Below are 19,974 nucleotides of genomic sequence, written 5' to 3'. Positions count from 1 at the left end.
GTGTCCTATATCGCAAGCGCAATGCCAAATTCGAAATTATTGTTGATTATCTGCTTTATCATTTTCAATTCCCAAACGCTTCATCCAATTTGTTAGCGTTTGATGGTCTTTTAAGCCCAACATTTGGGTAGCGTGTTTCTTAACATTACCGCTTGCCTTCAATGCAGCCTCAACATACTTTTTTTGATAATTTTCAGTTAGTTGAACTATATCCACTTTGTCATTAAAAGACAGCCTAACATAATTACTTTGCGCACCAACTCTTCTATTTATGATCGCGTGAGACAGTTCCTTTTCACCTACCAATTTTGCATCTGTCCAGAGAAAAGCTCTGTTCAATGTGCTCCATAATTCACGAATATTGCCTAGCCATGACTGCGATAAAATAAACTTAATTCCATTTTCGGAAACTTTTTTACTTATATAATCTGGGTGTTTGGACCCCGACTCATTAATTTGGTCTGTCAGTTGTTCAACTATGACTGGAATATCTTCAAGCCGGTCTCTTAGTGGTGGCATATTGATAATGCCCACCGCTAAGCGGTAAAACAGATCTTCTCGGAAATCCCCTTGTTCAATCAAGGAGGTCAAATCTTGGTGAGTAGCAGCAATAACGCGCACATCGACATTAATGGTTTTCGTATCACCAAGTCTGGTAATTTCACCTTGCTGTAATGCCCTTAGTAGCTTAACTTGTATATCAGGCTTTAATTCACCAACTTCATCTAAAAATAAGGTTCCACCGTTAGCTTGCTCAAATAGACCTGCAAAATCTTTATCTGCGCCAGTAAACGCCCCTTTTTTATGACCAAACAGTGTTGAATCAACTAGATTTTCAGCAAGCGCACCACAGTTTACGACTCTTATAGGCTTATTGCCTCTCAGGCTCCCTTTGTGGATAGCATGTGCCATCAGCTCTTTACCCGTACCTGTTTCACCTAAAATAAGGGCAGGAACTTCAGAAGCGGCTATTCTCTTTGCCTTTTCAACCACATCAGTCATTGTTTTTGACTTGGCAGTTAATTCTGAAAACGCCTTTTGTATCTTAGGTAATGAGGTCGCTGTATGAGCAATGTTCTTTGAGGCAGACTTTACGTATTCTTTACCGAAATCCAGTGGTATTTCGACTTCTTCAATAACGTTTTTCGGGGACGATTGCACAAAGCGTGTATTGGACTTTCCCTTTCCATGAAGCACAGAAAGCGTTGTCATTGCAGGTGTACCAGACGTTAGATTGATCGAGAGCGTGTCAGACTCTTCAGATAACTTTGTGATCCACTTTTCTGTTTCAACTGAAATAGACTGGTAGTCAATTGGACTTTGGATTTGCGCTAAGTGGATTTTAATATCTTCAGATGGTCGGCTTATCATCGCCATCCGCTTTTTCAGAAAGCGCTCAAATGAATCCCACTTAGCTTCATCTTTGTTGGAGAGAATAACGATTTTATCAAATGGAACTTCAGATTTTGTCGCAAGTGAAACAATAGCAGCATTCTGCTCCTGTTCCATGTTTTCAATATCGCGATTACCAAGCCACGTAAAAAGTGTGTGCACTGTCCAATTGCTTATTTTTATTCATTTGTAAATCATCTTACATGAAATAAAAAATTTTACCTAGCCGATGATCCCTTAATTTAAACTCGTTTAACTCAAACTTAACAGGTGTTTTGTCCATTCGGATCTTTTTGAGCGATGACAGTTGTAAAGATCTTCTAAACTTTCGAAATACTCACTGAACACTTTCTTGTCTTTGTACCAAATATCAATCATATAGCTTCTCTGTCCCGGTAACGACTCAGCTCCTGAAAAAGGTGTTGTATAAACAATTAAGAAATCTCCTCTTTCCATTGTTTGAGCAAACCCCGGCATGTTATCAACGACTAAATTCTCACCATACAACTCAATCAACTCGATAGCTTTTAGCCCTAGATCTCGCACCTTTGTCATATAAAAACTCTCTTTAATTGTTTCGAAAAACTTAAGGTAAGAAGTATGCCGTCCCTGAACTAATATCTAGTTTTCTATACGGCGTAATATAGACAAAGGAATTTTACTGGCTTCGGCCTTGTTTAGTTGCTTTTCAAACGTGATTTTGACTTTCAACTCAGTAAGCAAAGTCATAATTTCATGAATATATCTGCTAGAAATCGCTTCATTAGGGATAATTACTGTATCAACTTGATTTACCGTCAGCACTTTACTCAACTTATCGACTAATTTCCCAAGAGGTAAAAAGTCAGGGTCAACACACTGAGCGGACAAGTTAACTTGTAATTGCTTGTTGGTAAGAACATCTTTACTAAATTGTTTGATACTTGAGAATGATTGAGTCTTGAATTTCAATGTTTTCATTTTATTCACCTATTAGTTTTATCACTTTAAAAGTAATAGAATTGGAAATCTCAAAAATCAAGTAAAAACCCTAACTAAATCGTTGTTTTTATTAAGATTTAAAAATCATTAAAATAATTATATATTTTGATATTTATTAAATCTCAATATTACTAACCCATTAATTTTAATGATTAATCTCATAGTAACGAAACAGTTAAACTTGGCAGATTTTTACGAAAAAACAGCGGTTTTAAGCGATTTTTTAGTAATAACAAAGTCAATGGGAATTACTTACCCCAGTGTTTTCAGGGAAAAAATATTCAATCTCTTTTAGTGCAGCTAATACATTAGTGCTACCAAAATACTCTGCTATTCGCCAGCAATCGACACTCTGTTTCGTATTTTTGCAGAAGTAAGTTTTTCGTGGGTCTCCGCCATTGCTAAGCATTTTGTTGAACAAACCAACTTCATCCAGTTCTGCCGCCAGCATCAGTGGGGTATAACCTGTGACAGGAGCAACGTGTTCAGCATTAACATTTGCACCAGCTTCAATTAACTGACTCGCAATCAATCTCATATTTACAATGTCAATTCTCTCGTCTAGCTTCTCTGACATTAAGTTAGTTAACGAGCGTGATATTTGTCGAAACCTTGGATCTGAGTTTTGAGCTAACAGAAACTGTAGCTGATCTTCCAGAGTGAAACCCGTCATGCCTGAGTTCGCCCTCCTAATCGAATCTAACACTTCAGGAGTTAACTGCATTTGAAGAACACTGTCCCAATAACGCTTTGGGTCCTTAGCTATACCAATCATCTTTATACAGGCATTCAATGCGGTTTGATTGTCAGTTAAACCTCTATTATTAACGTTTGCCCCCATAGCTAAAACTTTATCAACAATATCAGGTCTACCAGATTGAACCGCCGATATAAGAGGCTGTAGACGCTTTTTGTCAGTACAACGGTTCATAGTTTCTTTACTGTGAGGATATTCTGATAGTAGATAAAATAGAGTGTCGTCTAAAGACCTTAATGGCACCTCCCTTAAGTTTAATGTCTCTAAAGCCATTAAAATTGCGGTATCTCCAGAGCTGCTAGTCAGGTTAACATCGGCACCTTGATTTAGGAGCTGTTCAACTACATCACTTTTTTCAATCTCAGCAAACCAAACCAATTGAGGATATGTTTTCTTCCAAATCTCTCCAATTTTCAGCTTTCTATTCGGGTGTCGATAATCTGGCTTTATCTCATCAATATCTGTAACAACATTGATTCCAATATTAGCCTCAATTTCTGGAGTATTTGCTTCTGGAAACATTCCGGCTTTGGGGAAAACTTTATAAAACGAAGCTCTCCAGTTTTGTACTTCCCAATCTTCAATAATGTCAGAAAACTTATTCGATGACTCACTACTTTGAACTGAAGGAATATCATAGTTGAACATCAGCAATGCATTCTTTAAGTGTTTTAAAAAGACTTTATCCGGCTTTTCTTGGCTTGCCGCGACAACTATTGCCTCTTCAATTATATACTTTTGATTAATACCAGCTCTGTATAAACACTTATCAAACCCAAACTTATAAAGCGCATTAGCTTCTGCAAGCTGACCATTCAAGACATACATCCTAGCTTTGTGCCACTGTACCCAATATGCAAAGTGAGATTTATGCACTTCGAGAGATAGTTGTTGCTCAAGTTTATCTATTGCGGCTTTAAAATATTCAAATTCCCCTTCGTTTTTAACAATAGTTCGCTTCAACCCATGTTGAATTTCTCCGACCAATGGCAGCAAATAACTAATCCTATCCTTATAGGCTTGTTGATGTGATTGAATTAGTTGACTAAATTCATAGGTAGGCTTTGCTCCCCACGACAACAATCGGCACTCATCTATCAACAAAGAGCTGCCTTCTTCCTTAGCTGTACGGTCAATAATTGACGCAATAAAAAGTAGTACTCTCACTTTTTGCCAGTCAATATGTTCAGGCCAAGGACCTTGTGACCATGATTGTAGGAAGACTAATGATTGAATGTCTGGTTTATGTTCACCATCCTTCCAAGCTTTAACTTTTGCTTTGTTTTCTTTTTCCAGAGAATTGTAATAGTGTTTCCAGCCTCCCTCATTTTCTTCTAACCAAGCAAGTAATTGTGATGTACAGGTTTCTTGAAATGAAAAGAAGGCTACGCTTAATGGCTTTTTGCTTGAAACTAATCCCAACGCACTATCGATTGTATTTACGACGTGTTTGCTTAGTAACGTCTTACAAAGAGCTATTCCTATTTCTGTTCGAGATACTCCGTCAGCGTAAACATTTGATACATGTGTCATGTATTCCGTTAAATATGCATGAAACCCTTGTTTGAGTATTGCACCAATTTCATTACCAAATGTTTTAGATAAGTAATCGAAAACCTCCTTGGAAAATTTATTTATCAAACGATAATCAGCGGTTTTATCTTTGGCTTTATCATCAAGATATTTATTACCAGCTTTTACACCTAAAACCTTTGCAAATGTTCTCAAAGTCTCTATATGAGTTGGATACGAAAAATCAGACATAGTTGCGCTCCCTGCAAATAATGGTTCTAATGTCGTTGGAAAAATTTTTAAATGCTCTTCTATCACTTGGTGATGAAGGTACTGTTATTTTCTTTCCATTTGGGGTTATCAAAGCCCCATGCTTTTTTCTATTAATAAATCGCCAGCCTATTTTACACATTCTGGTAACTAATTTATTTATATCTTTATCGCTACTGTATTTTTTCATAAACAAATAGAGGGCGTCTAACACGCCCTCGCTTCCTTATTATTTACCACCTTTTGCTGGCGCATTCCCGCGACCACCACCAGACTTACCGCCTGTTGTGCTGGGCCAGTTGCCACCCGGTCCCGGATGTGAAGAAGGGCCACGACCATTACCAGAGCTTTGATTTGAGTTATTTGATACTGTTACTAATGACATTGTTAATCACCTTATGTTTTCCGTCCGACATTGGACGGTCTCAACTTTAACTAACAACTCAGATATTCGCGGCAATCCATGTGGCGGAAAAATTTCATTTTTTACAAATCAAACAAAAACAATTAGTTATATACCTTTGGGGTTAACTACTATAAAAACTCAGGATTACTTCCACGGTTTTGCCAAAGTTTTAAATTTTGTTCGGCTATCATTACCTCATCAATTCAAAGTCATGTGAGCTTTCAATGAATACAATAGTAAAAGACTGGCACATCGTTTCTATTTTTGACGGTGAAAAACCGATTGGAAAAATTTTGTGGGGGATCTGTGTTGATGACATGACATACCGATTCGCGACTAACGATTACATTAGTACATCAAAAATAGTAGAAATCTCTGCTCACAATCAATTAATCAAAACAGCGAGCGGTAGTATTTATCAAGTCATAGGTGCAGGCCAAAAAGCTCAAGTGCAAATGAAAGACTTCGAACTACTTCGCCACGGCTTCAGTCCAGAGCAGATTAACCACTTAAACACCGCTGTTTGTAATTAAGCGCCATTAGAACTTATCACTTTAGTTCGTAAAAACATATCTGCACTTTATTGAGGGCAAAAAAATAGACAAACCGAAGTTTGTCTATTTTTAAATACAAATGTCTAATTTTTAAATACTAGACTACAAAATCAAACCTTAGTCACGGTATGTCTCAACCGCTGGGCATGAACAAACTAGGTTACGGTCGCCGTATACGTCGTCGATACGGGTTACTGTAGGCCAGAATTTGTCTTTTGCTACGCTTGGTACTGGGAATGCTGCGTAGAAACGGTCGTATGCACGGTCCCACTCATTGCCTAGTACGTCTGCTTGTGTGTGCGGTGCAAACACGAGCGGGTTGTTTTCAATTGACCATTCGCCAGATGCGATACGGTCGATCTCTGACTTGATTGACACCATGGCTTCGATGAAACGGTCGATCTCAACTTTAGACTCAGACTCAGTTGGCTCAATCATGAGTGTGCCAGCTACTGGGAATGACATAGTTGGTGAATGGAAGCCGTAGTCTTGTAGACGTTTAGCTACATCCATTTCAGAGATGCCTGTTTGCTCTTTAAGTGGGCGTAGGTCAACAATACACTCGTGCGCAACGCGGTTGTTACGGCCACGGTATAAAATTGGGTAGTGCTCGCTTAGCTTCTCAGATAAGTAGTTAGCGTTCACGATAGCCATTTCTGTTGCTTGTTTTAAGCCTTCAGAGCCCATCATGGCAATGTATGCCCACGAGATTGGTAAAATAGCTGCTGAGCCGTAAGGAGCAGCAGAAACCGCACCGTTACCGATGTTTGTGCCAGCAACATTAATTACGCTGTGGTTAGGCATAAATGGCGCTAGGTGAGATTTAACACCGATAGGGCCAACACCTGGACCACCACCACCGTGTGGAATACAGAATGTTTTGTGTAGGTTAAGGTGCGATACGTCAGAACCGATTGAGCCTGGGCTTGTAACACCTACTTGCGCGTTCATGTTTGCGCCGTCCATGTACACTTGACCGCCGTGCTGATGCACGATGTCACAAATTTCACGAATTGTTTCTTCGTAAACACCGTGTGTAGATGGGTATGTGATCATGATACAAGATAGGTTTTCAGATACCTCTTCGGCTTTCGCTTTAAGGTCTGCCATATCAACGTTACCGTTTTTATCACAGTCAACAACCACGATTTTCATGCTTGCCATTTGTGCAGACGCTGGGTTTGTACCGTGCGCTGAACTTGGGATCAAACATACGTTACGGTGACCTTCACCGCGTGACTCATGGTATTTACGAATCGCGATTAAGCCTGCGTATTCACCTTGTGCACCTGAGTTAGGTTGTAGTGAAACTGCATCGTAACCTGTGATGTTTACTAACCAATCATGTAACTCAGTCATCATGATTTGGTAACCCGCTGCCTGATCAAGTGGGCAGAATGGGTGTAAGTTTGCAAACTCAGGCCAAGTGATTGGGATCATCTCAGCTGTCGCATTAAGTTTCATGGTACATGAACCTAATGAGATCATTGAGTGGTTAAGCGCTAAATCTTTGTTTTCTAGACGCTTGATGTAACGCAGCATTTCAGTCTCGCTGTGGTACGAGTTGAAGTTAGGGTGCGTTAAAATTTCGTCATCGCGTACTAGGCTGGCAGGAATAGAGTTGCTGCCGTTTACTTCGATTTCGTTTGCTAGTGCGTCAACGCTTAGGCCGTGGTCTTCACCTAAGATGATGTCGAATAGCTCAGCTACGTCTGCACGCGTTGTTGTTTCTGATACAGAAATTGAGTATTCACCTGCGCGGTTAGAGGCAAAGTTAACGCCGTGCTCTACTGCACGTGCAACGATTTCGTCTTTGTTATCTGCAACAACAGTCAGTGTATCGAACCATGTGTCGTGCTTAAGGTTTACGCCTTTCGCTTTTAAGCCTGCCGCTAAGATGTCTGCAAAACGGTGGATACGCTCAGCAATCGTTTTAAGGCCTTGTGGACCGTGGTAGACCGCGTAGAACGCTGCCATGTTCGCGAGTAGTACTTGCGCTGTACAAATGTTTGAGTTGGCTTTTTCACGACGAATGTGTTGTTCACGTGTTTGCATTGCCATACGCAGTGCGTCGTTACCTAAACGGTCTTTAGAAACACCGATAATACGACCTGGTAGTGAACGCTTGTACTTGTCGCGTGTTGCGAAGAATGCAGCGTGTGGACCACCGTAACCCATAGGTACACCAAAACGCTGTGCTGAACCAAGCACTACGTCTGCACCTAGTTTACCTGGTGCTTTAAGCAGTAATAAGCTCATGATGTCAGCAGCAACACAGGCAATCGCTTTTTTGCTTTGTACGCCAGCGATTAAATCGGTTACGTCGGTGATTTCACCCGTTGTTGATGGGTATTGGAATAACGCACCAAAAATGTCGTGGTCTAGTGCTTCAGCTGCTTTACCAACGATAACGTCAAAACCGAACTGCTCTGCACGTGTTGCAACAACGTCGATTGTTTGTGTGTGTACGTCATCAGCAATGAAGAATGCATTCGCTTTAGACTTTGCAACACGCTTTGCAAGGCCCATAGCTTCTGCCGCAGCCGTTGACTCGTCAAGTAATGACGCGCTTGCTAAGTCAAGACCCGTTAGGTCTAGGGTCATAGTCTGGAAGTTCAATAATGATTCTAAACGACCTTGTGCAATCTCTGGTTGGTATGGTGTATACGCAGTGTACCAGCCTGGGTTCTCAAGTACGTTACGTAAAATTACGTGTGGTACGTGAGTTGGGTGGTAGCCTTGACCGATGTATGATTTGAACACTTTATTTTTGCTTGCTACAGATTTTAAGTAGCTTAGTGTTTCAACTTCAGTGCGGCTTTCGCCAATTGATAAACCTTGCTCTAAGCGAATGCTTGCAGGTACCGTTTGACCGATCAGCTCTTCAACACTCGATACTCCAAGAGCGCTCAGCATGTCGCTTACTTGCGCTGGGCTTGGCCCAATGTGACGGCGAATAAAATCTTGCTTTTGCTCTAATTGTTCAAGAGATTTGGCGTTTGACATTTGTCCAGATTCCTATGATCCAAAAAAAAGTGGTTACTGCCAATGGGTAACTGGCAATAACTTAAAAACTTGTTGATTTAGTAACTTACAGCGTATGGAAACGTAAGCTATAAAATCATAAAAGCCCCAGTGAAACCCAAGCTAGGTAGTTGATTAGCTAGGTATCTAGACGGGGCTTTTAGTCGGCGTGACTAATTAATTAGTCTTCGTCGATTGTGTTAGCGTAGCCTTCAGCGTCTAACAGGTTATCAAGCTCTGATGTGTCAGATGCTTTGATACGGAATAACCAACCGTCAGTGTACGGGTCGTTATTTACTGTTTCAGGCGAATCTTCAAGATCTTCGTTGATTGCAACGATTTCACCGCCGATAGGTGCGTAGATGTCTGATGCTGCTTTTACAGACTCAGCTACTGCGCAGTCTTCACCCGCGTCAACTTCATCACCAACTTCTGGTAATTCAACGAATACCATGTCGCCAAGAAGTTCTTGTGCGTGCTCAGTGATACCTACAGTAAACGTACCGTCACCTTCGTCGCGAACCCACTCGTGTGAAGTAGCATATTTTAATTCGCTTGGGATATTGCTCATCTTTTTGTTCCTTTGGTTTATATTGGGTGATAACACCAAATTTTTTATAGTTTAGATAACTGATTTGCCGCTACGTACAAAGCAAGGTTTAACAACCTTAACGTTAACCAGTTTTTTACGCATCTCTACTTGGGCTGTTTCGCCAGTTGAACGCGGAACGCGTGCTAGCGCAACACTGTGACCAAGCGTTGGTGAGAATGTACCAGAGGTAATCACCCCTTCACCACCTTCAACGATGACTTTTAAACCGCTACGCAATACGCCTTTTTCTTCAAGCACTAAACCAACTAGTTTGTCTGTGCTCTTGTCAGCGCGTTGCTGCTCTAATACTTCACGACCGATAAACTTACGATCTTCTGGCTCCCATGCGATTGTCCACGCCATGTTTGCAGCAAGTGGAGAAACACTTTCGTCCATATCTAGGCCGTAAAGGTTCATACCTGCTTCAAGACGTAACGTATCACGTGCACCTAGACCTGCTGGCGCTACGCCTGCGTCTAGAAGTTGTTGCCATAAATCAGCAGCTTGATCGTTAGGCACTACGATTTCATAACCATCTTCGCCAGTATAGCCTGTTGTCGCAATAAATAAATCACCAGCTTGCACACCAAAGAAAGGCTTCATACCTTCAACAGCAGCTTGTTGCTCTGCGTTAAGTAAAGTTGCAGTTTTAGCGCGTGCGTTAGGGCCTTGAACGGCAATCATTGCAAACTCAGGACGCTCAGTCACTGTTACGGCAAAATCAGCCGACACTTTAGCTAAATGTGCTAAATCTTTTTCACGTGTTGCTGAGTTAACAACTAAACGATAGTCAGTTTCTGAAAAGAAGTAGATGATCAAGTCGTCGATAACGCCGCCTTCTTCGTTAAGCATACCTGTGTAAAGTGCTTTACCTGGTACAGTTAACTTAGCAACGTCGTTTGCAACAAGCTTACGTAAGAATGCTTGTGCTTGTTCGCCTTGAACATCAACAATTGTCATGTGAGATACGTCAAACATACCTGCATCTGTGCGAACCGCATTATGCTCTTCGATTTGTGAGCCGTAGTTGATTGGCATTTCCCAACCGTGGAAATCAACCATTTTTGCGCCAGCTTCTAGGTGCTTAGCATGTAAAACTGTTTTAGAAGTCATAATATTCCTTCACTTTTAAATTAACCCACTAGTTGTGGGGCGTGGCCTCAATTTAATGAGGGGGAATAACATGGGCGGCGATTATACATTAGTTGCACAGTTGTCACACCCAAATTGCGATTTTGTAACTAAAAACAGCTAAACACCCAAGTGTATAGCTGTTTTAAAAACTTTCTATTTTAAGCAACGTTGGCTAAGGCTAAATCAAAGCCGAGCTGCTGTAAGTGCGTTTGCCATTTATCAAGCTCTGCTTGGCGCGCCACCAGCTGAAATTGCTGTGTTGCTTGGTTGTCTATAGCGGTTATAAACACTTCACCACTTTGTGCACCATAGCAGCTGCGCATGTCTGATAAACGCAGCCCTGGCGTTAGTTTAAAGCTGTCCACCAAGGCATCAAACGCTTGCTCACCACTTAGGGTTAGCGCGCTTAAATCGTCCCGCATTACATAATCAATGTCGTAACGTAGTTGTTGCTCATTAATAAGCGACTGTAATTGCACGCTGGCATCTTTACCTAGCACAAAACGAAATGCGGTTTCATTAAAGTAGTACAGGGCATAAGCGTAGCTGCTTGTTAGGTCATCGTCTAATGAACTACGTAAGCCTAAACCGCTGGCGGTTAGCTTATTAATATCAAGACCTAAAATAGCCGTTAAAAATGGGATTGCTTCAGTGCCACTAAAGTCCATAATGGCAGTATCGTTATTTGCTTGTAGCACGTTGTCTGCTGGTGTCTCAGCTTGGCTGTGGCGAGCAAACATTATTGGCGTAAAAGTCATATGTGACACCTATCAATCGTTAATGCTTGAAGTATATTGCGCCGTGCAGGCAACAACAAATTGTAATTATTTATCAATTGATAAATAATGCTTATATATGTAGCCCTATAAATAGATTTTTTTTATGAAAAATATTTCCACCGACAGTTTACGCACCCTAGTCACCGTTGTTGAAGTAGGCGGCTTTGCCAAAGCGGGTGAGTTATTAGGGCTATCGCAACCGGCTGTGAGCTTACAAATAAAGCGCCTAGAAGATATGCTTGGCCACAAGCTGTTTAAAAAGCAAGGGCAGCGCCAAGTGCTTAACCAGTATGGCGAATTGCTCATGCCATTAGCTAAGCAAATGCTGCAACAAAACGACGCTATTTTGCAGCAGTTCACCAGCGAAAACGTCACCGGTAAAGTGCGTTTGGGGATCCCAAGTGAATTTGCTGCACGTATTTTACCTTCGATCATTGGTGATTTCGTTGCCCTCTACCCTGATGTATCGCTCGAAGTACGCTCTCGTTTGAGTAAACATTTATTGTCGGTTTCACGCCAAGATCAATTCGATTTAGTACTGGCATTAAACGAAGAGCTCGAATCAGCCAAGTTCCCTATTTTTATGCAAGACCAACTAGTTTGGGTAGGCGATTTAAGCCTTGCGCAAAACGATGTGGTAACACTTGTAACCGCTCCAGAAGGGTGTATTTATCGCCGCCGTGCAATTGAAGCATTACAAAGTGCAGGTATTAAATACCGTATTGCTTACAGTAATGCCGACTTAACGGGCCTGACTGCCGCCTTAAAAGAAGGCTTAGGCATTACGGTGCTCGCAAAAAGTACCGTACCCAATGAGCTTAACTACCAGCTACAAACTAAAGATCTCCCTGAACTGGGTCAAATTGGCATTAGTTTAATAAAACGCGCTGATGAAGCTGGTAACGCAGTAGATAAACTCGCTGAGTTTATCGCCTTGCGCTTAACCTAAGGTTGAATCACTATAAAAGCAGTGTTTACGACACGAATGTAAGCCAAAACATCGTGCATAGTTAAAACAGCATATTGATATCAATCATTAAGTTATTGCATTTTCCTAAACAAAACCCCTAGCAATCATCTTAAAATCAACCCTAAAACACTAGATAAAGTATAGTATTACAATACTACCACAAGATAATTTTACTCTTTTATATCAAAAACTTAATCATTAGTACCTGTTTTAGTACAAATAGGATTGATTCGTATTATTTTCCATGTTTAAATTACACCGTTTCAAAACCAAGCACAGACAGGACACACAATGACACCTAAGTTTATTGTTTCAACACTTTCGACTGCAATCGCGTTATCTTTAAGCGCTAATGCACTTGCAAAAGATGCAACAAAAGAAGAAAAAAGCTTTGAACAAATTACTGTAATTGGCTCAGCTGCAGCTATTAATGATATTCCAGGTTCAGCAACGTTTATTAGCGAGCAAGAGCTAGAAAAGTTTGAATACACTGACATCTCACGTGTATTGAGCTCAGTACCTGGCGTTTATGTACAAGAGGAAGATGGCTATGGCCTTCGCCCAAATATCGGCATGCGCGGCACGGGCACTTCTCGTAATGATAAAATATCTGTAATGGAAGACGGCGTACTTGTTGCCCCTGCTCCATATTCAGCCCCTTCTGCTTATTACTTCCCGACTATGGGTCGTATGGAGTCTATCGAAGTACTAAAAGGTGCAGCCTCTGTTAAATATGGTCCTCGTACAACAGGCGGTGTTTTAAACTTAGTTTCTCGTAGTTTACCAACAGAAGGCTCTAAAGGATTGTTTAATGCCGAGCTTGGTAGTGATGGCTTCTATAAAGGCCATGCTTACTACGGTAAAAAGAAAAACAATGCTGCGGGCCTTGTAGAAGTATTCTCTTATGGTGCTGATGGCTTTAAAGATCTACCTGTTGGCAGTGACAACACTGGCTTTGAGAAAAATGACTTACTCTTAAAATTTGGTTTTGATTTTGGCGATAACGAAGCCCATAGCCTAGAAATGAAACTAAAGTATTCTGATGAGCGCTCTGATGAAACATATATGGGCTTAACAGATGCAGATTACAAAGAAAGTCCATACCGTCGTTATGCAGCATCACAAAACGATGAAATGAATACACGCCACAATGCGTATCAACTAAACTATGCATATCGTTTTGGTGACGGTTACGAACTACTGGCTACGGCTTATGTAAACGACTTTCACCGTAACTGGTATAAAGCAAGTAAAGTAGGTACAAGCTACCTTGAGCAATACAGCGAGTTTGAAGCAAACCCAACAAGCGAAGGTATCGAAGGCATTGGCGTAAAAGCGAATAACCGTGACTACCAAGCAAAAGGCTTACAAACTGAGTTCCACATTCCAGCAGGTAACCACTACATTACTGTTGGTGCTCGTTACCATGAAGACGAGATGGACCGCTTTCAGTGGCAAGACACATACACGCTAAATCAAGACCTTTCAATGACGCTAACTGAAAGAGGCGTACGTGGTTCTGATAGTAACCGCGTAGATAGCGCTGAGGCGACAACATTCTTTATCCAAGATCAATGGACTCTTGATGCATTAATCATTAATGCTGGCCTACGCTACGAAGATATTACGATTACACGTGAAGAGTGGTCTAAGTCTGATCCAACACGCTCTAATGGCCTAACAAAAGATATCAGCAACGACAGCGATATTTTAGTGCCTTCACTTGGCGCAACTTATACATTAAACGACAACCTTACGCTGCTTGCCGGTATCCAAAAAGGTTATGCTCCAGCAGCGCCAGGTAACGCTGACCAAGAAGAAGAAGAGAGTGTAAATATTGAACTTGGTGGTCGTTATGATTACGCTGGAATCACTGGTGAAGTCATTTACTTTAACTCTGACTACAGCAACATGCATGGTAACTGTACTGCAGCTGTAGGTTGTAGTGATGACAACATTGGCGACCAATACAACTATGGTGAAGTATCAGTATCTGGTTTTGAGCTAAGCGCGGGTAAAGTATTTACAAGCAATGCCGCATCATTCCCTGTTCGCTTAACATACACATACACAGACTCTGAGTTCGAAAACGATTTTGAATCTGACCTATGGGGAAGTGTAACAAGTGGTGATGAAATGCCATACGTGCCTGAAAACCAGCTAGCCCTTTCTGTTGGTGCTACGTTCTCAAGCTTCGTATTCGATACGCAAATGCGCTATGTTTCAGATGCGCATGCAGACCTATCAGACTCAGGCCGCAATGCAATCGACAGCCGTGTAGTATGGGATTTAGCAGCTAAATACCTTATCGACGACAAACAAAAAGTATATCTAACTGTAGATAACTTGTTTGATAAGACTTACGTTGCAAACCGCGCTCATGGTGGTATCCAAACTGGTAAACCACGTACCCTTCAACTAGGTTACAGCTACTCGTTCTGATAAAACGACTTAACGAAAGTTTAAAAGCCGTGTGATGAAAATCACACGGCTTTTTTGTTTGTAGAAACAAATTCGCGCGAAATGAATTTCACGCCTACAGCGGCGCTTATATAATTGTGTAGGCGTTATGCTTGCGTGGCGCGTTTATTAAAGCATAACCATTAAGATAACCTATACGAAATAAAAAAAGCCGCGGTGATGGGCGTACCGCGGCTTTGCCTAACTTGAATTATTACACCAAGTTATTTCCAACTTCTCATCTTATGACCTTTTAAGGCATAGAATAAGATAAATACATAGCTTGGGATCATCACAATGTACGCGCCTTGTGCACCAAGGCCTGCCACGTTCCCAAGGCCAATTAATAAAGGACCTAATGCACCACCAGCAATACCCATGATCAATAACCCTGAGGCTGTGCCAGTTAAACGGCCCAAGCCTGCAAGCGCTAAAGGCCAAATTGCTGGCCACACCATAGCATTAGCAAAACCGAGTAAAGCAATACATAACAGAGGATCTGGAAGCTCTGGGCCACCAAATGGCACTAATAAAAAGTTTGAGATAATGAATGAGTCGTTGCTACCCATAACCACTAACAAGACTGTGATAATACCGGCAATACCCGACATTAATAACGCAGTTTGCTGACTCATAAAGCGTGGAATAGTTAAGATACCAATTGCATAACCAATTAACATACACGCCATGGTGTATGAGGTCATCACTGAATAGTCAGCTACACCAATTTGCAACGCGTACGAGCCAATAGTATCTGCGGCAATCACTTCAACAGCAACGTATAGCGCAATACCAACAACACCTAAAACTAAGTGAGGGTGTGCAAGAGTTTCTTTAATTTCGCCTTTGCCATTTGATGATTGATCTTCATCAAACACTAAATCAGGTAATGGGGCAAATTTAGCAAATGCCGCAAAAAGCATGATTAAACCAGCAATCAGTACATAAGGCATGATAAGGCTATTTGCCATGATGTCTTTTTGTTCTTGCGATAGTTTGCCCGCACCATCCACTACACCACTTACAACCACAGCAGCAAAAATAACAGGCACGATAACACCTGCAAACTTATTTAATAAGCCCATAATACAAACACGCACTGCGGCTGACTTTTCAGAGCCCATTTTAACCACATACGGGTTAACAGCAGTTTGTAAAACAGTTTGCCCAACACCAATCATTAACTGAGCAAACAAAAAGATTTCGATCATTTGCAGTTTAGCGGCCGGAATATACATTAACGCCGACAAAGCCATAATAGCGCAACCAATCGCCATACCGTTTTTATAGCCGACTCGTTTTATAAGCATTGCAGATGGAATACCAGCAACGGTTACAGCAATATAAAATGAGGAGATAATAAACGAAGCTTGTAACGGCGATAGCTCAAGCATTTGTTGTAAAAATGGTGTAATTGCGCCATTAAGCCAGGTTATACACCCTAGAATAAAAAACATCGAGCCGGCCAATACCATTGGCAGCCAGATGCTTTGTTTTGTGTTGTTGTCACACTCAACCGTTGCTTCCATAATTGTTCTCTTGGTTAATTATTTTTATTTGGCGGGTCATAATAGCAGCTTTCTGCCGTTTAATTTCCATACCAATCACAAAAATTTAATCATACACTAACAAAAATGACAGCGCTATCATTTTGCTGTGTGTACAACATGAAAAAGCCGCAATCAGCAGGCTAATTGCGGCTTTAAAAATCGACAGTGCTTTGATTTAATTAGTTAGTTTTAAAGCACGACCTGCCCTTTCATTATTGATACTCTTCGCTCTTACTTTGACAGCTTGCAAAGGTTTATTATGGCTATCGTAACGATGCCAATTTCCTAACTTATCTTGATACTCGACAGCAATATTTGGATAGGGAACAAACGCATCAATGCCACTGTCCGTCTTTTTGGCTGCCACTGTGGGAATACGATAAAAGCGCCCTGCTTGCTCAAGCTTGGCAAGCTCTTTAAACCCGACAAGAGCTGCAAAGTGTTGCCAGTCTTGCTCTTTTTGTTGCTGCATGGCTAGAGTGAACTGTTGAGTTTTATGGCTATAAATAGCGCCTTCGTTTTTATAATCAAGTTCCCACTCAGCTTTGTGCCATGCTCGCTCGGCAAGCGCAAACAAGCGAGGGTACATCATGTATTCAGCTTGTTGATCGCTTCGTAATAGTTCAGACCATAAATGTCCTTGAATACCGTATGCATCCGCCGTTCTTGCTGATTGGCTATCATCGGCGACGTAGGTTTGATGCTTTACAGAGCGCCAAATTTGCGCGTGTGCTGGTAAGTTATCCGGCATAAAAGAGAAGACTTTTTTACTGTCTATGGCACGACTTGCCCAATGATTTCCTCTTTCTTGTGGGTGTGACTGATAAGGAAAATCAAAATAGGTAACATCAGGGCTGGTCACAACGACTTTCCAACCATTGTTTATGTGGTTATGCGCGACTTTGTGACCTTCGTCACTTAATGTTGCCCACGCGTAGGAATACACATTACTGGGCATATTATTTACATTCACATCACTTAAACCATCGCTCCACCCCGCCACATTTAAGCCTTTATCAGCAACGAGCTTAGCTATTCTTTCAATAAAGTAACCATTAAACGAGTGTATCTTGGTTTTTTGCTGTAATGCGATACAGCTCGGTGATTGTAACCAAGCTCCAGCTGTTTCATCGGCACCAATATGGTATGTGTTTAAAGGCACACCCGCTTCTTTATGAAGTGTAATAACCTCGTCTAAGATTTTATCGATAAAGTCATAGGTTGTATCAAGGCATACATTCAGCGTGTTGTCTTTGTAATGTTGGATAGAGCTATATGCAGTAGTGTCTTCAGGCTCGGTAAGTCGATATTGCTTTGCAAGGGCTGGTTTATTTAATGCCATAAAATGATTAAAACGTGCCTCCATTGCAACAACTGCTGCTCGAGAGTGCCCTGGCATATCAAATGAGGGGATCACCTCAACAAAATGTTTTTTAGCATGCTGTAAAATTTCAATATAGTCAGCGCGACTAAAATAGCCATTTATGCCAGAGTTAGCATTTATGCCTGCACCAAGCTGAGGTAGCAGGCAAGTTTGCTCTGTTAAATCAAAACACCTATTTGCTCCTACAGAAGTTAGTTCAGGAAGACCCGCAATCTGCAAACGCCAGCCTTCGTCATCAGCTAAGTGTAAATGAAGCTTATTTAATTTATACGCAGCCATTTGCTCTATCGTATTTAAAATAAATGCCTTTGATCTAAAATTACGGGCCACATCGATATGCATGCCTCTGTATTCATACCTAGCGCCGTCTGTAACTTTCAGCTCGGGTAAGGTTAAATCATCTAAGCTTATTAAGGCAGCAAGACTTTGTAAGGCATAAAAAGCACCCCTTGTATTGTTTGCATTTATTGTTATGGCGTTATGACGTAAGGTAAGTTCATACGCATCAGGTAACTGAGACGTTAATTGCTGCGATACATTAATCACAATCCCCTCTTTCGATTGTGGTACTCCTAACTTGGCTAATCGCTCTAATGCCGGCATGAGAGCAATATAATGCGACTTTTTAGCTACGACATTTATGCCTTTGCTTAAATCAATACGCGAGCTTGAAAGCTGTTCAAGCTTTATAGGTGAAGGGATTAACCCTAACGGAGCTGTTTTAAACGTCGGTTTTGTGTAGCTATCATAAAGATAATTTGCGCCCATCCAAGGCGTTTCATCGTCATCGCTCACTTGTAGTTGTGCGTCAGTAGTGAAAGGTTGCAAGTACGGCTGTAGCTCAAGTTGTGTTTCATTATCGACAGATGTTTTAGTACTGGCAATAACCTTACTATCAAGCCCTGGTGCAGCGAGTACAAAGTTAGGTAAAAATTCTGAACGAGTAATTTGCGACTCTTGGCTATAAAACTGTACTGCAAAAGTGGTATTTGCTGGCATATCTTTAAATGCTTGTTTAGCCGAAATACGATGAAGATCACCATTGATATGTTCAATATCAAACCACTTCGAATCGACCTTATAAACAGGCATTAATTGGCTAAAGTAAATGTGCCACTGTTGTGGGTCAATATCAGTGCTAGAGGTAAATGTAAGCGCTGATAAATAACATTGCTTTTCATGTGGCGCTGGGCAGTTTACGGGGTTTGCATCTACCAACTGATAGTTTACTTGTAGACTCTCCGCTAAACGATTTAACTCTGTTTGAGTCGCACTTTGGGCTGAATGCGTCAGCAATAGCAACCCTGTTATAACCGATAAAATAACCTTGTTCATGATGCTTGTTCCAATAAATTCGTTTCAGATGCAGCAAGTTGAAATAACTCATAACCACCGAGTAATGGCGCATTGTCACCAAGCTCACTAATGGTAATTTGCAGCGACTGCATAATAATGGGCTGCACCAGTAAGGCGAGTTCCGATTTAAGCGCTGGCATAAATAGCGCGTGGGATTGAGCAACAGACCCACCCAACACAACTTTATCTGGGTTAAAGGCAAGTATTACCTGATTAATGGCATGCGCAAGATGCTGCCCTAGCTGCGTAAATAAACGCAATGATTGGGTGTCGCCGTTAAGTGCGTGGTTGTAAGCTGCACGACCTGTGGTTTGTTGATTTTTAAAAAACTGCCCAGATGTGTAGTCTTCGATAATGCCATCTAAATAGGGAAAACTACCAAACTCGCCTGCCGCAGAATGCTTTCCTGTGTATAGTTGCTCATTTAAAATAAGTCCTGCCCCCAACCCAGTGCCAATGCAGACACCAACAAGATTATCGTCTGGGTTTACCTGAGAATATTTATACTCCCCCATCGCAAAGCAATTTGCATCGTTATGGATCAGAACCGGTAAGTTAAAACGATTCTCTAATAATGTTTTTAAAGGAACATCATACCAATGGGGAATATTGATCGTTTCAATAACCACACCTGTCGGCTGTAACACCATACTTGGCACGCCGACAACGATGCCTTTGCAATGTTTTTCTATCACGTGATCAATAATGCGATACAAAAATTGATTCATCTGCTGCTTAGTTAAATGGCTATCAACGTCAAAGTAATGTTTTTCCTTAACCCCTTGCTCATCAACTTGAGCAACCAGTGCTTTAGTTCCGCCTAAATCTACGCATAAAATGGTGTCTGACATCT

The 19,974-nt window shown here is 41.3% G+C and carries 15 protein-coding genes; 3 read left to right on the top strand and 12 right to left on the bottom strand.

The features are described from left to right. Positions 1-36: 36 nt before the first annotated feature. The 5 genes from L3Q70_RS04615 to L3Q70_RS04595 all read right to left on the bottom strand — a co-directional run bounded on the left by L3Q70_RS04615 (position 37) and on the right by L3Q70_RS04595 (position 5,297). Positions 37-1,554 carry a sigma-54 dependent transcriptional regulator gene (locus L3Q70_RS04615; RefSeq protein ID WP_237114936.1) on the bottom strand — a complete coding sequence of 506 codons (1,518 nt, stop codon included), beginning with the start codon at positions 1,552-1,554 and terminating at the stop codon, positions 37-39. Between the two features lie 90 nt (positions 1,555-1,644). Further along, entirely contained in the window at positions 1,645-1,947 is a 303-nt protein-coding gene (locus L3Q70_RS04610) for a hypothetical protein (protein ID WP_237114935.1), read from the bottom strand. A gap of 66 nt (positions 1,948-2,013) precedes the next feature. Further along, positions 2,014-2,352, bottom strand: a complete 339-nt coding sequence (locus L3Q70_RS04605; RefSeq protein WP_237114934.1) for a hypothetical protein — start codon at positions 2,350-2,352, stop codon at positions 2,014-2,016. Between the two features lie 259 nt (positions 2,353-2,611). After that, a complete protein-coding gene (locus L3Q70_RS04600; RefSeq protein WP_237114933.1) occupies positions 2,612-4,894 on the bottom strand; it encodes an ankyrin repeat domain-containing protein in 2,283 nt (760 codons plus the stop codon). 247 nt (positions 4,895-5,141) lie between these two features. Beyond that, positions 5,142-5,297 carry a hypothetical protein gene (locus L3Q70_RS04595; protein ID WP_237114932.1) on the bottom strand — a complete coding sequence of 52 codons (156 nt, stop codon included), beginning with the start codon at positions 5,295-5,297 and terminating at the stop codon, positions 5,142-5,144. 245 nt (positions 5,298-5,542) lie between these two features. On the opposite strand from L3Q70_RS04595, the gene L3Q70_RS04590 reads away from it, so the two are divergent. Beyond that, entirely contained in the window at positions 5,543-5,851 is a 309-nt protein-coding gene (locus L3Q70_RS04590; protein ID WP_237114931.1) for a hypothetical protein, read from the top strand. A gap of 138 nt (positions 5,852-5,989) precedes the next feature. On the opposite strand, the gene gcvP is transcribed toward L3Q70_RS04590, so the two are convergent. The 4 genes from gcvP to L3Q70_RS04570 all read right to left on the bottom strand — a co-directional run bounded on the left by gcvP (position 5,990) and on the right by L3Q70_RS04570 (position 11,380). Continuing rightward, positions 5,990-8,878 carry an aminomethyl-transferring glycine dehydrogenase gene (gene gcvP / locus L3Q70_RS04585; protein WP_193988471.1) on the bottom strand — a complete coding sequence of 963 codons (2,889 nt, stop codon included), beginning with the start codon at positions 8,876-8,878 and terminating at the stop codon, positions 5,990-5,992. A 199-nt stretch (positions 8,879-9,077) separates the two neighbouring features. Beyond that, positions 9,078-9,467: a glycine cleavage system protein GcvH gene (gene gcvH / locus L3Q70_RS04580; RefSeq protein ID WP_062570365.1), complete on the bottom strand. Its 390-nt coding sequence runs from the start codon at positions 9,465-9,467 to the stop codon at positions 9,078-9,080. Between the two features lie 51 nt (positions 9,468-9,518). Beyond that, positions 9,519-10,601 (bottom strand): glycine cleavage system aminomethyltransferase GcvT, encoded by a 1,083-nt coding sequence (gcvT, locus tag L3Q70_RS04575; protein WP_237114930.1) that lies wholly within the window; start codon positions 10,599-10,601, stop codon positions 9,519-9,521. 179 nt (positions 10,602-10,780) lie between these two features. After that, the gene (locus L3Q70_RS04570; RefSeq protein ID WP_062570363.1) at positions 10,781-11,380 is read right to left on the bottom strand and encodes a hypothetical protein; all 600 of its coding nucleotides are present in this window, start codon (positions 11,378-11,380) and stop codon (positions 10,781-10,783) included. A gap of 124 nt (positions 11,381-11,504) precedes the next feature. Between L3Q70_RS04570 and L3Q70_RS04565 the strand changes: the two genes are divergently transcribed. Both L3Q70_RS04565 and L3Q70_RS04560 read left to right on the top strand, forming a co-directional pair. Next, positions 11,505-12,350, top strand: a complete 846-nt coding sequence (locus L3Q70_RS04565; RefSeq protein WP_062570362.1) for a LysR family transcriptional regulator — start codon at positions 11,505-11,507, stop codon at positions 12,348-12,350. Positions 12,351-12,662: 312 nt separating this feature from the next. After that, complete coding sequence (locus tag L3Q70_RS04560; protein WP_237114929.1) at positions 12,663-14,813, top strand: TonB-dependent receptor; 2,151 nt, start codon at positions 12,663-12,665, stop codon at positions 14,811-14,813. Between the two features lie 242 nt (positions 14,814-15,055). Here L3Q70_RS04560 and L3Q70_RS04555 read toward each other — a convergent pair whose 3' ends face one another. The 3 genes from L3Q70_RS04555 to L3Q70_RS04545 form a co-directional block, all read right to left on the bottom strand. After that, positions 15,056-16,360 (bottom strand): MFS transporter, encoded by a 1,305-nt coding sequence (locus L3Q70_RS04555; protein WP_062570360.1) that lies wholly within the window; start codon positions 16,358-16,360, stop codon positions 15,056-15,058. 196 nt (positions 16,361-16,556) lie between these two features. Then, positions 16,557-19,100 (bottom strand): family 20 glycosylhydrolase, encoded by a 2,544-nt coding sequence (locus tag L3Q70_RS04550; RefSeq protein WP_237114928.1) that lies wholly within the window; start codon positions 19,098-19,100, stop codon positions 16,557-16,559. After that, complete coding sequence (locus tag L3Q70_RS04545; protein ID WP_062570358.1) at positions 19,097-19,972, bottom strand: ROK family protein; 876 nt, start codon at positions 19,970-19,972, stop codon at positions 19,097-19,099. Before L3Q70_RS04545 ends, L3Q70_RS04550 begins: the two co-directional genes overlap by 4 nt. Between the last annotated feature and the right edge of the window lie 2 nt (positions 19,973-19,974).

The organism is Pseudoalteromonas sp. CF6-2, assembly GCF_021729425.1.
Classification (GTDB): domain Bacteria; phylum Pseudomonadota; class Gammaproteobacteria; order Enterobacterales; family Alteromonadaceae; genus Pseudoalteromonas; species Pseudoalteromonas arabiensis.
This window is presented reverse-complemented; position numbering and strand designations above follow the sequence as displayed.

Excerpts from the sequence above, each read along its gene's own strand:
- L3Q70_RS04570 (WP_062570363.1), bottom strand. The coding sequence starts at position 11,380 with ATGACTTTTACGCCAATAATGTTTGCTCGCCACAGCCAAGCTGAGACA.
- gcvT (WP_237114930.1), bottom strand. The coding sequence starts at position 10,601 with ATGACTTCTAAAACAGTTTTACATGCTAAGCACCTAGAAGCTGGCGCA.
- L3Q70_RS04565 (WP_062570362.1), top strand. The coding sequence starts at position 11,505 with ATGAAAAATATTTCCACCGACAGTTTACGCACCCTAGTCACCGTTGTT.
- L3Q70_RS04610 (WP_237114935.1), bottom strand. The coding sequence starts at position 1,947 with ATGACAAAGGTGCGAGATCTAGGGCTAAAAGCTATCGAGTTGATTGAG.
- L3Q70_RS04550 (WP_237114928.1), bottom strand. The coding sequence starts at position 19,100 with ATGAACAAGGTTATTTTATCGGTTATAACAGGGTTGCTATTGCTGACG.
- L3Q70_RS04560 (WP_237114929.1), top strand. The coding sequence starts at position 12,663 with ATGACACCTAAGTTTATTGTTTCAACACTTTCGACTGCAATCGCGTTA.
- gcvH (WP_062570365.1), bottom strand. The coding sequence starts at position 9,467 with ATGAGCAATATCCCAAGCGAATTAAAATATGCTACTTCACACGAGTGG.
- L3Q70_RS04600 (WP_237114933.1), bottom strand. The coding sequence starts at position 4,894 with ATGTCTGATTTTTCGTATCCAACTCATATAGAGACTTTGAGAACATTT.
- L3Q70_RS04590 (WP_237114931.1), top strand. The coding sequence starts at position 5,543 with ATGAATACAATAGTAAAAGACTGGCACATCGTTTCTATTTTTGACGGT.
- L3Q70_RS04545 (WP_062570358.1), bottom strand. The coding sequence starts at position 19,972 with ATGTCAGACACCATTTTATGCGTAGATTTAGGCGGAACTAAAGCACTG.
- L3Q70_RS04555 (WP_062570360.1), bottom strand. The coding sequence starts at position 16,360 with ATGGAAGCAACGGTTGAGTGTGACAACAACACAAAACAAAGCATCTGG.
- L3Q70_RS04595 (WP_237114932.1), bottom strand. The coding sequence starts at position 5,297 with ATGTCATTAGTAACAGTATCAAATAACTCAAATCAAAGCTCTGGTAAT.
- L3Q70_RS04605 (WP_237114934.1), bottom strand. The coding sequence starts at position 2,352 with ATGAAAACATTGAAATTCAAGACTCAATCATTCTCAAGTATCAAACAA.
- gcvP (WP_193988471.1), bottom strand. The coding sequence starts at position 8,878 with ATGTCAAACGCCAAATCTCTTGAACAATTAGAGCAAAAGCAAGATTTT.